The following is a 15,106-nucleotide window of genomic DNA, read 5'->3' on the forward strand; positions in this document are numbered from 1 at the left end:
GATGGCAGTTGAGTGCTTGACAGTATTGGTTATTTTACGATCAATTTTCGAACTTCTACAAATTCGTTTCCTCGAATTTGAACCAAATAAACAGCATTGGGAAGGGGTGACAAATCCAAGCTGAGTTCCAAAGCACCACTAGGTATGTTGAAACTTTGGATATGTTTGCCAGCAAGGTGCATTATTTTAACTTCCAAATCTTCGTCCAGTGGTTTGTCCAAAAGAATTTGTGCTAGTCCTTCTGTTGGATTAGGCAAGATTTTGAATCCCCATTTTTTTTGAGAAATAGGTTGCAAACCAACTATTACAGAAATGACTTGAGTACTTGTGCAAGCACCGTTGTTTACACTTAGGCGAACGGTATAGTTACCTGAACTATTATAAGTATGTGTAGGGTTTTGTTGGGTAGAAGTAGTATTGTCTCCAAAATCCCATAGCCAGTTATTAGCATCTGAGGAAAGGTCATTGAAATTAAATACCCCGCCACCATTATCGGTGTAGGAAAATAAACTAGTTATCGGTGTAATCGTAACCGTATCCAACGTAGAAATGCATTGAGGACCTCGAATTTCTATATCATAAAAATAGTAATAATAGCTCAAGGAATCCCCGTTGTTGGCTGAAGAACTATTGATACTCATATAGCCATTTTGGACATAAGGATAATTTGAATTGGACTCATGTCGATACAAATCTACATTATTGCCACCGATATAGTAATAACCACTTTCAGGAACTAAAAAATCTAAATTTATTCGTTGCCCTCCATTCGCTAAATTGATGGTGACTTGGTCAACAATGGAGTTGGGGGTAGGAATTGCCCCATCGTGATTTGTTCCCTTAACGAGGTAAAAGGTTCGAGGACCAGCACCATCTGCATCTACCCACGCAGAAACAATTTCAAAACTTCGACTGGCTCTAAAATTAAGTGCTCCAAAATAGGGACTAGAATGGTACGTTCCAATTCCTGTATTGTACGAACGCCCAGTAGTGAATGGGAAGACATTTCTACCGTTTTCCACATAGTAAGTTTGCGTTTGCCCAACATTAGGAACGGTTAATGTGTCACCAATATGAATGACTCGATGGGCACTGTCTTTCCAATAGACTATCCCTAAAACAGAGGTAGCAATAACAGCCGTATCTCCCAAGCAAAGTTCTATATCATCTACAGAGGGAGTAGGAGGAAGATTGCTAAGAGTAACCTGTCGAGTAGTAGAGTCTGCCCCCATTCCATTCGAGACAATTAATTTAATAATATAGGAGCCACTATTCTGATAAGAATGGACAGGATTTTGAGCAGTAGAAGTATACCCATCTCCAAAGTCCCAAAACCAAAATTGAGGTACATCAGTACTATTATCAAAAAATGAAATGGTCGGTTTACAAGAAAAAACACTGTTGGTACTAAAGGCTGCCGTAGGTGCTGTGGTTACTACCTGACAGTTGATAGGCAAATCAAAGGCTTCGATTTGATCAGAACGATTAAAAACAGAACCCTGCTCTGCACTATATCCAAAGCCTCTCTTGGCAAAAACATTCCAAATTAGGCAATTATGAGCACCACCATATAGAATGGAATCTGCTTTCAAAATAGCATCTCGACCATCAAGCATACCCGCATTGCAAGGCTGAATTTTTAATGCTTCCATGGCTAAGAGCATGGCTATGTTGTTGCCCCCATTGCCATGATACAAGTCGGGATCAGGTACCCCTCCATACGCATCAATTAAAGCCCATGTTAAGTCCCATAATACGGTGGCAAAAATAAAACCTGTGCCATGTGGTGCTGAAATTTGAGTGGTGTTATTAGAAGCGCCATAGGTATATGGATTGACAGCAAAATCTGTGGAATAAGGTGCTGGGCGTAATCCTGAACCTGTAGAGACTTGATTGGAGACATAGGTGCCAAAGCCTCTAGAATCTTCGCCTTGATCTCCTGGCTCAATGGTTAAGACAAGAGCAAACCAATCGCTCCAACCTTCGCCTGTTTGTTCTGGATTCGTCAAGCAATTAACATTACTAGCGCCTCCTGTTAAACGCTTCGAAATGCCATGGCCATATTCGTGAACAATAATTCCATTATCAAAATCACTGTCTCTAAGATTGTTGTTCGTACCATTGTTGCTTATAGAGGCATTGATGGTCGTACTATTGACAAGTTCATTTTTTATGACAATGCCATCGTTTTGGCTAATCATAATGGATGGAATACTTATGTTGGTATTGGTACCAAGCATTTGGAAAGGGGGACCAGACGTATTGTTTATAACAACAACAGCAATAGCCCCTGCGTTTTCGACAGCTTCAATCTTATCTGTTAGGTTACAACCCCCAAGATCTATAAGAGCAATTTTTCCAAACAAAGCAGCTGAATTCATAATGGTTCCACAGGCATCGTGGATCGGAGGAAGGTTGTCCTCGACTAGAACTAAGTTAGCTACGATTGCTGTTTGAGGCAAACCAGAACCAAAAGTAGCCCCTGCTGCTGTATAATTTCCTGCTATATTAGAAGGAGTATTAATCGTTAAATAATTTCCTAAACTACTTCCTGTGCTATTCCATAAAAAAAGTTGCATTCTAGGTTTGCTTCCATCTGGAGGCGTCATAAAACTAGCGTTGTTCATATTGGCACTATCTTGTGCTTCTGCTAAAAGTTCGTCTCCGTCCAATGCAAGACTTCCTCCTCGTCCATAATTGTTGTTTTGAAAATTTCCAGATGCTTCGTCAAAACCATAGTTATACCAAATGTCATGCATCATATTGTTGGTATAAAAAAGATTACTAATAGCAGCAGATTGATAGGTACTTGGGTGTGTGCCTGGGTTATAAGGAAAATTAAATTCTAGAGAGCTATTTCCATTAGGGCTAAAACCTGGTAAATTGTTATTGTTGGTGTCTTCATAAGCATAAACATTATTTCCTCTAGTAATGGTGTATTCAGGACCTGCGATGGCATTTGTATCGTGCCATCCATAAGGCGAAGCTAGAATATCTGCGGGATTAGAAACAAGGTAACGGCTTCCGTGAATGGGGCTTTCAATAGGAAGCGGGAAAACGGTATATTGATCGGGCTGCATTTCTAAATCAGCAAAAGTGCCTTGTGGTGTTGAAGGTCTGGTGATATTTGTAGGATGATTGGTGCAAGAAGAAGAAGAAGAACGATGTGCAAAACTGCAATGAGAAACCCAATCGTTTTGGGCAACTAGAGTCCCTTGCTGGGCATCAATTTGTAGGGACCAATAATGTTTAGCATCTAAGGTGTAAATAGACAAGTCCCATACTAATTTGATTTCTGTGTCGGTAGTAGCTGTGTACATCAAACGAACAGGAATATTTTTTCTAGAAATATTGCCTTTGTCATAAATGAAATGCGTAGAATGAATTGTTTTTATTTTATGTAGTGTTTCAAGACTGTCCATTTGCAAATACTGGGCGGCTAATTGAATTGCTTGTGAAGCAGAAACCGTGGGAACTGTTTGAGTTACCTTTTGATGAACATTGTTTATTAAGCGATTGTTCATGTAGAGCACTTTGTTTTCTTTTAGGACAAAGTTAGCAAGCCCGTTTGAAATGGGAATGTCTAGGTGTGTTTGTTGTATATAAACATGAGTTGCGTTGCTGGCACTAGATGTGTGCATATCTGTTATTTGCCAGTTAGAAATGTCCGAAGGGTGCAACTTCTGTTCAACAGCATGTGTTTCCAAAAAATCTTGAATAATGATTTGGGGATGCTGTGCTATTATAGGAACGAGGAACCATAAGTTGAGTATAACAAGGAAGGTAAATTTCATACGTAAAAAACTATATACTTTATTATAATAGGGGAACGCAGCATGTAAAAATACATTTTTGTTTGGTGAAAAGCGAGAAGATGTGGATTATGACTTAAGAAAAAATTAAATAATTCGTTTTTTTTTACTTAAAATGAACAAATAATACTTGACTTTTACATATAAAAAGCCACCCCTTAGCATAAAAGAGGCGGCTTGTAGTTGTGTCCTTGTAAAAAGGGGGGATTATTGAAGCACTAATTTTCTGATTTCTGAAAAATGTTCACCTTTAATTTGCACCAAATAGACAGCAGCAGGGAGTTCCGATAAATTTAAATCTAGATGACTCTGCCCTGTTTTAATTAAACTTGTTTGGATGGTCTTACCACTCATATCCGTTATCAAAACATTCAAATCCTCTTTAGCGGCTTTGTTTAGTAGGATGCTAGCTAACCCACTCGTTGGATTGGGTAGTAAGGAAATATTGAGTCGTTGAGTGTTGGTTTGATTGATGCCAACAATAACTGAAAACGTTTGTGTACTGGTACAAGCTCCGTTGTTAATGGTTAGTGTGATTGTGTAAGAGCCTGCGGTTGCGTATGTATGTGTAGGGTTTTGCTGAGTAGAAGTCGTGTTATCTCCAAAATCCCAAAACCAGCTTGTTGCCCCAATAGATGCATCTGTAAAACTGACAATATTATTGTTATTGGTATAAGAGAAGTTACTAACAACTGGAGTGATGGTAACGGTGTCTAGGGCAGAGATACATTGAGGCTCTCGCACTTCAAAATCGTATAGATAGTAATAATAACCAGTAGGATTGGTCGTTGCCGAGGAATTGTTGATGGTCATATATCCTCCCAAAGTATAAGGGAAACTGGCTCCACTACTATTTCTGTATAAATTGACATTATTACCACCTATATTATAATTACCAGCAGCAGGTACCATCAAATTTAAGTTGACACGTTGAACACCATCTGCCAAGTTTACAGTGACTTGGTCTACGATACCATTGCCACTAGGAGGCGTTCCGTCATTGTTTGTACCGTTGGCTAGATAGAATGTACGAGGACCGGCACCGTCTGCGTCTACCCACGCAGAGACAATTTCGAAACTTTGATTGGCTGTAAAGTTTAATGCTCCGTGATAAGCCGAAGCATGATAGCCACCCGCTCCAATCGTATTATCACTAGGACCAACATATTGAGAAGCTGCGCCAACCGCATTTTCAACATAATAAGTTTGAGTAGAACCAACATTAGGTACCGCCAATGTATCACCAATGTAAACAATGTTATTGGCTATGTTTTTCCACTGCGCCACTCCTGTAACTGTTGCAGGAACAAAAGCGGTATCTCCTGCACAAACTTCAATATTATTAACAACAGGAGTAGGAGGCAAGGCAATAGTTACTTGTTGAGTGGTAGAGTCCATGCCTACTGTATTGGTGACAACTAGTTTTACAGTATAGACACCACTAGCACTATAGGTATGTGTAGGATTTTGTATGGTAGATGTATTGCCGTCTCCAAAATCCCATGCCCAAGATTGAGGTATATCCGTACTATTATCTGTAAAAGAAATAGTAGTAATACAAGCATTGTTGCTATTGGGACTAAATGCAGCCACAGGCGGAGCAGTTGCTGTTTGACAAATAGGAGGCAAATCAAAGGCCTCTGTTTGGTCAGAGCGGCTTGCTGGACTTCCTTGATCCGCGCTATATCCAAAACCTCTCTTAGCAAAAACGCCCCAAATTAAACATCTGTGTGCACCATTGTACAATAATTGGTCGGCTTGTAGAATAGCATCTCGTCCATCAATCATACCTGGATTGCAAGGTTGTAGTTTTAAACCTTCGATCACTAAGTTCATAGCAATATTATTGCCTCCTGTTCCATTGTATAAATCAGGATCAGGGATACCACCATATTGGTCAATTAGTGCCCATGTTAAATCCCAAAGCACTGTAGCAAAGATAAATCCTACCCCATGCGGTTCTGATATTTGACCCGCATTATTAGATGCACCATAAGTATAGGGATTGACAGCAAAATCTGTGGAGTAAGGCGCAGGTCGAATGCCTTGTCCTGTTACAGGTTGATTGGATGCGTAAGTTCCAATACCACGGACATCAGCGCCCAAATCGCCAGGCTCAATGGTTAACATTAAACCAAACCAATCGCTCCAGCCTTCTCCCATTTGTTCTGCGTTGCTCAAACAGTTGGCATTGTTAGCGCCACCTGTTAGACGAGTTGAAATACCATGCCCATATTCATGAGCAATGATCCCATTGTCCAAATCTCCATCTTTTACATTACTAGGTGTCCCTCCATTGCTAATGGTTGCGTTAACAATTCCTGCTGCCATTTGTGCTTTAATGGCATTGCCATCATTTTGCTCAATCATAATGGATGGAATGGTAATAGTGTTGCTAGCTCCTCCCATTTGGAAAGGAGCACCTGCTACATTGTTCACAATAATAGCAGCAACAGCGCCCGCATTTTGTGCAGCTTCAACTTTAGCAACAAAAGAACAGTTTCCACGATCAATAACCACAATTTTTCCTGACAAAGAAGCGGCATTCGTAACTGTTTCGCAGCCATCGTTAATAGGGGCGGTATTGTCTTCTATCAAAGCTAAATCAGCGGTAATAGGAGTTGTTGGAAGTCCAGGACCAAAGGAGGCATCAGCTGCATTGTAACTACCAGCGATGCCTGAAGGGCTATTGACATCCAAATAATTGCCGCCGCTGCCACCTGCACTGTTCCATAGGTACATTTGCATTCTTGGGTTTCCGCCATCTGGAGGTGTTGCAAAGTTGGCGTTGTTTGTTCCACCACCATCTTGGGCTTCTGCCAAAACTTGGTCGTCGGCTATGCCTCCACGCCCATAGTTGTTGAACTGAAAATTACCACCTGCTTCATCAAAACCATAACGATACCAAATATCGTGCATCATGTTGTTCATGTAAAATAGATTGGTGATGGCAGCAGGTTGATAAGTGCTAGGATTGGCTGTTGCATTATAAGGAAAATTGAACTCCAAAACATTGGTTCCATCAGGACTAAAACCTGGAGCGTTATTATCAGCAGCATCCTCATAAGCATAAACATTGTTTCCTCTTGTGATGGTATACTCTGCTCCATTTGCCCCATTGGTGTCATGCCAACCATATGGCGAAGCAAGCGTATCGGCAGGATTGGTTACAATCGAACGAGTTCCATGACTGGGGCTTTCTAAAGGCAGTGCAAACACAGTATATTGATCAGGCTGCAGCATTGTTTCAGGCGCACTAAAATTAGTTGGTGGTTTCAAAAAGGTGTTATGGTTTTTATTATGGCATTTTGAAAATGGGGAATGAACGAAATTGCAGTGAATGACCCAATCGTTTTTATCAATCAAAATACCTGTTTGGGCATCTATTCGTACCGACCACCAATGTGCTGCGTCTAACGTGTAAATGGATAAGTCCCAAACCAATTTTACCTCATCATCAGAGCTAGCATGATACATTAATCGTACGGGAATGTTTTCTTTTGAAATGCCTCCTGTATTGTATATAAAATGATGCTTGCTGATAGGTTCTAGAGCTTTTAGAGCTGTTGGTGTTTTTAATTCCAATTGTTTGGCAGCAAGCTGAATGGCCTGAACTGGGTTAATGGTTGGAGTTGTGTAGTTAGCCTTTTGAGAAAGTCTAGTTATTAGGCGATTTCCCATGCTAAGAACTTTACTATCTTTCAAAGCAAAATTTGCTATTCCGTTGGATACAGGTATTCCCTGATGCTCTTGCTGTATGTAGACATGTGTTACACCACTAGTACTTGAAGTATGATGACTAGTTATACTCCAATGAAGGATGTCTTGAGAAGTTAAGTTTTGTTCTTTGTGATTTTTGTCTAGAAATTGTTGAATAACCGTAGAAGTGTTTTGAGCATGAAGCGTTGCTGTACTGAGCAAAAAACTCAGTAGCATAAAGGCGAGTTGTTTCATAATAGTAACAATTGAATTTGTTGTACTGTAAAAAAAATATCAGATTGGTGTATTACGGGGAGATGTTGTGAAAATACATTTTTATTTGGCAAAAACTCACTTGATTGAAATTATCAATTGGGTAAATAGAAAATATATGGCTAAAATTTTACAAAAAGTTAAGGGGGATTGTTTTGTGAAACCTTAGTTTTGGAAAAAAGGAAATCCCTACTGTTGACTTTTCAACAGTAGGGATTGGTTGGAAATGTATTATGATGGACTTTTGCCCAAGGTATTTTATTCTTTAATTAATTTTCTTACTTCAGAGAAGTTCAAGCCATAAATCGACACGATGTACACTGCACTAGGCAATTGTTCTATGTTCATTGTGAATTCTGTCAGACCTCTTTTTAAAGTCGCTGTTTGAAGCACCTTGCCTTCAATGCTTGAAATTTGTACTGTCAAGTCTTCTGATGCAGCTTGATTTAGGCGCAACGTAGCCCAGCCACTAGCGGGATTTGGAAGCAAAGTAACCATTGGCATCGCTTGGTTGGGAGTACGAACACCTAAAATGCCATTGATAATTTGAGTCGAAGTACAAGCATCACCATTGATTGTTAACGACACTGTATAAGCATTTCCGTTGGGGTAAGTGTGTACAGGGTTTTGCTGTGTAGATGTTGTTCCATCACCAAAATCCCAAAACCAAGAAGTCGCCCCAGAAGATCCGTCTGAAAAAGTAAATGTATTGTTGGTATTTGTATAGGTGAAGTAACTAGATACTGGAATAGCAAATGCTGTATCTTGAGGAGACACACAGCGCGGTTCCCTAACTTGTAGGTTATAAAAATAATAATAACTATCGTTTGGTGCACTTGAAGAAGAACTGCTATTGATTGATATTAAACCAGGAATAGTGTACGGGTAAGAAGCGCCTGTTGTGTTGATATAGAGATCGGGTGTTTCACTTCCTAAATTATAATTTCCAGAATCAGGAACAGATAAATTAAGCAACACTTCTTGCCATCCTGCACGCAAAAATACAGTGGCATCATCTATAACAGTTGTTGGAACAGTTCCCGTTGTATTTTCGTCTTTTGCTAAGAGAAAGGTTCGTACACCGTCTCCTTCGGCATACACCCACGTAGAAACAATTTCTAAAGCTTGATCAGCTCTGAAATTTAAAGCACCATAAGGAGAGTTGTCTAGCGTAGCCATACCAATAGAGCTATCTGGAGCACCAATAAATTGAGAGGGAGTGCCTGTTAGATTTTCTGCGTAGTATCTTCGGATAGAGCCAACATTAGGAACCCATAATGTATCTCCTTGTTGAATAATCGTATTAGTCATATCTTTCCATTGAATAGTTCCACTGCCTGTAGCGACTAACATAGCTGTATCTCCTGGGCATACTTCATCGCCAATCGCAATTGGAGCGGGCGGTAATGTGATTGTAATTTGTTGTGTCATCGTATCACTGCCCATATTATTGGTAACAATCAATTGAACATCATAAACACCATCTGAGATATAAGCATGAGATGGATTCTGTTGGTTAGAGGTAGCACCGTCGCCAAAGTCCCACAACCATTGTTGAGGAGTGGAGGTGCTAGAATCTGTAAATGAAATTATAGAAACACAACTATTTAATGAACTAGGTGTAAATGCTGCAATTGGTGGAGCTGCGGCAATCATACAAACAGGGGAAAGATCAAATGCTTCCGTTTGATCTACTCGACTAGCAGAACTTCCTTGATTGGCACTAAAACCAAAGCCCCGCTTGGCAAAAACTTCCCAAATAAGGCATTCATGTGCGCCATTGTATAACAATTGATCTGCTTGTAAGATAGCATCTCGACCATCAATCATACCAGGGCTACAAGGTTGTAATTTTAATCCTTCAATAATTAAATTCATAGCAATATTATTTCCTCCTGTACCATTGTACACATCTGGGTCAGGCGTACCGCCATAAAAATCAATCAAAGCCCAGTTCAAATCCCAAAGAGCAGTAGCAAATATAAACCCAACGCCATGAGGTTGAGAAATTGCACTAGCATTATTAGAATTGCCATAAGTATATGGATTGACAGCAAAATCAGTAGAATAAGGTGCAGGACGAATACCAGGTCCTGTATTGGGTTCTCCTTTGACATAAGTGCCAATACCTCTAATATCTGTGCCCTGATCACCAGGTTCTAAGGTCAACATGAGACCAAACCAGTCGCTCCATCCTTCACCCATTTGTTCTGCATTGTGTAAACATCCTGAGTTGCTTCCTCCTCCAGTAAGACGAGTTGAGATACCATGACCATATTCATGTGCGATGATTCCATTATCTAAGTCACTGTCCTTGTCACTAATGCCAGCATTATCAATAGAACCAGAAACTGGACCAGAGAGGAGTTCTGTTTTGATAGGATTCGCACTAGATGGCAAAATCATAATCGAAGGAATTGTGATAGGACTACTAGGGGTACCGCCCATTACAAAAAGAAAGCCTAGGTTATTGACAATAACAACGGCAACTGCACCAGCATTTTGTGCTGCCAAAACTTTCTCTGCAAAACTACAAGTACCTTGGTCTATTAGTACAATTTTTCCATTTAATTGTGCTGCATTGACGATACTGTCACAACCATCATTGGTTGGAGATACAGCATCTTCTAATACAACAAGATCTGCCGTGATTGGAATAGCAGGAAGTTCAGGACCAAAGGCTGCACTTGAAGCCATATAAGTACCAGCTAGATTGCTTGGGCTATTGATGGTTAAAAAATGCCCAGTATTACTACTAAATGGCCAAATATACATTTGCATTCTAGGGCGTAACCCATCTGGAGGAGTGGCGAAGTTCGCATTGTTGATTCCACTACCATCTTGGGTTTCTGCACGAACATAGTCTCCTGCTAATCCACCATTATTGTAGTTGTTTTGTTGAAAATTGCCACTAGCTTCATCAAACCCATAACGATACCAAATATCATGCATCATATTATTCATATAAAAGAGGTTTGTAACAGCGGCATCTATATACGTTGGAGGTTGAGCTCCATTGGTGTAAGGGAAGTTAAATTCTAAAATAGAGCCACCATCAGGACTATAGCCAGGACTATTGGTATCGGAAGTATCTTCATAGGCATACACATTGTTCCCTCTTGTAATTGTATATTCAGCACCAATATTGCCATCGGTATCGTGCCAACCGAAAGGAGAAGCAGCAGTGTCGGAAGGAGCCGTAACAATAGATCGAGTTCCATGTGAAGGACTTTCGGTAGGCAAAGCAAAAACTGTATATTGGTTTGGAGCCAACATTTTTTCTGGTGCTTGGTAAGATTGCGGTTGATGTGTATGATGCTTGCATTTGCTAAAAGGCGAGTTGTCGAAACGGCAATGGGTTACCCAATCGTTTTGATCTAATAAATCACCTGTTTGAGCATCAAGACGTACTGACCACCAGTGAGCAGCATCTAAGGTATAAATTGATAAGTCCCAAACTAATCGAATGGCTCCTGTTGTTGTTGAATAATACATTAGTTGAACAGGGATGTTTTCTAGTGAAATATTACCGCTGTTGTAAATGAAGTGTTTATTGCTTAAGGCGTCAATCGTTTTTAATCCTGTCGGTTTAGGCAAATTTAATGCCTTGGCTGCTAAGTGAATGGCTTGTTGGGGAGAGATTGTAGGTGTTGTGTAGTTACTATTTTGAGCAATATGATCTACTAATCTATTCCCCATGCTAAAGACTTTACCATCTTTGAGCGCAAAGTTGGCTACTCCATTAAAAACAGGAATACCTTGATGCATTTGCCGTATATAAACATGTATAGCGCCACTTTGCTTAGATTTGTGATGGTTAGTAACTGTCCATCCTGTGATGTCTTCAGAGGTAAGGTGAAGTTCTTGTTGTTTTTGTTCTAAAAATGCTTGAATGATTTCTGATGAACTCTGGGCAAAAAGAGAGGTGCTTCCTAATAGGTACAATAGTGCAATTTGTAGTACTTTCATGTTGAGATATAAATTTATACGATCTATTGAATTAACATCGTTTTCTGAGTTGTTGTAAATATTTACCCAATTGAACATTGATCAACTTGACTAAAGTTGACTTCATGAAAACGACATAATTTGTAGATCGTATATGTAAAGTAAGGAACTCGTTAATATGAATTTGTTGTGTTGCTCAAAGTACGTGTTTATAGGGGGATAAAAAAGGAATCCAAATTATTTGATAGGAATATGACAAAGTGAAATTGTTCTCCAAAGACTCAATATTATATCTATTATAAAAACAGTTTGATAGAAATACCTTTTTTATATTAAACTCTATTAAATAAATACTTAAAAGCAAAAAAAATGACAAAAAAAGAGACTCAAAGAGAAAGGAATAGAAATTTAGAAACCTTTTTTTTGAGGTTTTTATGTTTTGGGCAAAAATGTAAAAAAAGTAATCAATGAGAACTTTATAATAAGGGGTTCTAGAAAGGTTGTCTTTAGTTTAGAGAAAAAGTGCGTTTTCGTTCCTTTGTATGGTGAAACATTAGTGGTGAAATCGAAGGTATCATGAATTCAGTCAGTGGTAGTTGATTGATCAAGGTCATAATTTCAAATTCATTGTCTGCTTTAGCGACCATCCAAAGCTTAGAACGGTTCAATGCCAAGGTGTACGATTTTATAATGCCTTTTTCTATAAATGAATTGACAAAAACTCGTTGATGTGGAATGTTGTCAGTAAACTCTTTTGTAAAAGCATTCAACAACTCAAATTCGATCATATATAGTTGTTCCATGAAAATTATTGTCTTGTTAGTAATTAGTTAGGTAGTTTTATTTACTTAGCAATGCAGTTAATTATTGATTCATGGGTTGAGAGAATGTAAAAAAAAATAAATAGAGAGAGGAAAAGAAATTTAATTCCTATTTAACTTAAAGTACATTTTAAATTAATGTACAATTCAAATCAGAGACAAGTGTTCTAAAAAAGAGATAAAAACTATCACTTTTATACTAAAATAATAGATTGTTTAATTTATTTGCGTAAATAATTGCTTATTCCTCTATAATCTGCTACATTTACAGTTGTCAGTCTTTTGCGTAGATTCAATACGCAATATAATTAAAGGTTAAATCTCAATAAAAATCAAATCTCTAAAAATTTTGTATTTTCGAAATACATCATGTTGATTATCTGTTAGATTTGATTTTTGAGCCTACTCATATTAGAAGGGATCAATATTTTCTACTTTTAAAGTATTAAGGTTATGAATAGTGTTGTAACACAGCGTTTTATAAATTGTCACAATAAGTTAAAGAAAGACCAAAGAATACGTTCTAGTCGTCAATTTGCACTGTCTTTAGATTATTTGCCTCAAAGTTTGAGCGAAATTCTTAAAAATCGAAGAGATGTGACAATAGAGTTGCTTCGAAAGGCTATAGAGAAATATAAAGTCAATCCTGTTTATTTGTTTACAGGAGAAGGACCTATGTTTATGAAAGAAGAAGCTCACAAAGATTTTCGCGTGTTGACTATCGTAACAGATCCACAGAATGACGAACGAATTGTGCATGTTCCTATGCCTGCACAGGCAGGGTATGCCTCCGATCTAGGTGATCCAACTTTTGTACAGAATTTGCCCTCTTATTCCTTACCAGATTACAAGTATAAGGTAGGTACTCATCGATCTTTTGATGTAGCAGGAGATAGTATGGAGCCAACACTTTATGAAGGAGATAAGGTTATATGTAGCTATTTGGAGCCGACTCTTTGGGAAACATCAGTTAAGAAAAATTATGTGTATGTTATTGTGACACATGGTGATGTTTTGGTTAAAAGAGTCCACAATAAAATTAAAGCTGATAAAGCATTGACACTATTTTCTGACAATGCTTATTATGAACCCTTCGATGTCAAATTAAGCGAAATTAAAGAAATATGGTATGTCAGAGCTAAAATAAGCCCTTTCTTACCTTCTCCTCAGAATATTAAAAATATTCTAAGAGAAGAAGTCGGTGATTTAAAAGATACCATGATGCAGCAATCTACAATTATAGAAAATCTTTACAAAACTATAGAAGAATTAGCCTCGATTAAAAAGAAATAAGTAGCCCTATGATTTTTCGAGTCTGAAGCAGGGGGGAGTTTTGGGCTATGTTTTTATTAAGTAGTTTTAATTGTTTGATTGTTAGTTTTTTAAACTGCATAGATGCTTGTGCCTAATTTTGGAATGCTTTCAAAACTCAAAAAAAGATTCCGAAATCTATTGGTTTTAAGCAAAACATTCTGTTTGTTTGTGAACTATTGTATTTATGTTTTGTTTTGATGTAAGCTAAATTGTTTTTAATGGCAGACAAACTACTTTGGAAGACGTGTTTTGATGATCTGAAAATTTTAATTATTGGAGATGTGATTCTCGATCATTATTTGATAGGAAAAGTAGATCGTATTTCACCTGAAGCACCTGTCCCAGTTGTTGTCCATCAGACGGAAGAGTACAGACTAGGCGGGGCCGCAAATGTTGCTTTAAATATCCAATCAATGGGAGCAACTCCTTATCTATTATCTGTTATTGGAACAGATCAGCATGGTGAACAACTGATCAAGTTGTTAGAAAATACCGCTTTAGATACCGCTTTAATAACAAAAGATAGGGCAAAAACAACCAGCTGTAAAACAAGAGTTTTAGCAAGAAATCAACAATTACTTCGATACGATCGAGAAACGACCGCTTGGATTGGGAAAGATCTGGAAACTAAACTTATTAATAAGGTAGTCGCCCTTTTGGAGAAAGAAACGATACATGCCATTGTTTTTCAAGATTATAATAAAGGCTTATTGACGGACAATTTTATCTTTCAAATACTCAAAATAGCAAAAAAACAACATATAAAAACCTTAGCAGACCCCAAAAAGGCAAATTTTTTAGCTTATTTGGGAGTGGATTGGTTTAAACCTAATTTGAGAGAGATTAACGAAGGTTTGAATTTGACGATATCAGAACACAATCCAGAATTACCTGAACTTAGGGAAGCTGCTCAAACAATCAAAAAGCATTTAAAAAATACACATACATTAATAACACTAGGAGCAAAAGGTATGTATTATCACACTCCTAAAGAAGATGGTTTGTTGCCAACAGAAGAGCGACAAGTAGCTGATGTTTGCGGGGCTGGAGATACTGTAATTAGTGTTTTGTCGTTAGGGGTAGCTGCTAACTTGGAGATAAAACAAGCTGTAACGTTGGCAAATATTGCAGGAGGGCAGGTTTGCGAAAAGGTAGGAGTGGTTCCTGTTGATAAAGCAGCTTTGTTAAGTGAATATGAAGAATTGATTAATAAAATGTAAATTATTAGACTTCGAGTCG

At 38.2% G+C, this 15,106-nt stretch carries 6 protein-coding genes; 2 read left to right on the forward strand and 4 right to left on the reverse strand.

The genetic code is table 11. The annotated features are described in order from the left end of the window. Positions 1-29 precede the first annotated feature (29 nt). The 4 genes from QP953_RS14775 to QP953_RS14790 form a co-directional block, all read right to left on the reverse strand. Positions 30-3,794, reverse strand: a complete 3,765-nt coding sequence (locus QP953_RS14775) for a T9SS-dependent M36 family metallopeptidase (protein ID WP_309551550.1) — start codon at positions 3,792-3,794, stop codon at positions 30-32. A 225-nt stretch (positions 3,795-4,019) separates the two neighbouring features. Continuing rightward, positions 4,020-7,766 carry a T9SS-dependent M36 family metallopeptidase gene (locus tag QP953_RS14780; RefSeq protein ID WP_309551551.1) on the reverse strand — a complete coding sequence of 1,249 codons (3,747 nt, stop codon included), beginning with the start codon at positions 7,764-7,766 and terminating at the stop codon, positions 4,020-4,022. A 276-nt stretch (positions 7,767-8,042) separates the two neighbouring features. After that, a complete protein-coding gene (locus QP953_RS14785; protein WP_309551553.1) occupies positions 8,043-11,753 on the reverse strand; it encodes a T9SS-dependent M36 family metallopeptidase in 3,711 nt (1,236 codons plus the stop codon). A gap of 485 nt (positions 11,754-12,238) precedes the next feature. Continuing rightward, positions 12,239-12,535 carry a hypothetical protein gene (locus QP953_RS14790; RefSeq protein WP_309551555.1) on the reverse strand — a complete coding sequence of 99 codons (297 nt, stop codon included), beginning with the start codon at positions 12,533-12,535 and terminating at the stop codon, positions 12,239-12,241. Positions 12,536-13,006: 471 nt separating this feature from the next. On the opposite strand from QP953_RS14790, the gene QP953_RS14795 reads away from it, so the two are divergent. Together QP953_RS14795 and QP953_RS14800 are read left to right on the forward strand one after the other, a co-directional pair. Next, on the forward strand, positions 13,007-13,846 hold the full coding sequence (locus QP953_RS14795) for a LexA family transcriptional regulator (RefSeq protein WP_052598835.1): 840 nt from the start codon (positions 13,007-13,009) through the stop codon (positions 13,844-13,846). 239 nt (positions 13,847-14,085) lie between these two features. Beyond that, entirely contained in the window at positions 14,086-15,087 is a 1,002-nt protein-coding gene (locus tag QP953_RS14800) for a bifunctional ADP-heptose synthase (RefSeq protein ID WP_309551556.1), read from the forward strand. Positions 15,088-15,106: the final 19 nt, after the last annotated feature.

This window comes from Aureispira sp. CCB-E (genome assembly GCF_031326345.1).
GTDB lineage: Bacteria > Bacteroidota > Bacteroidia > Chitinophagales > Saprospiraceae > Aureispira.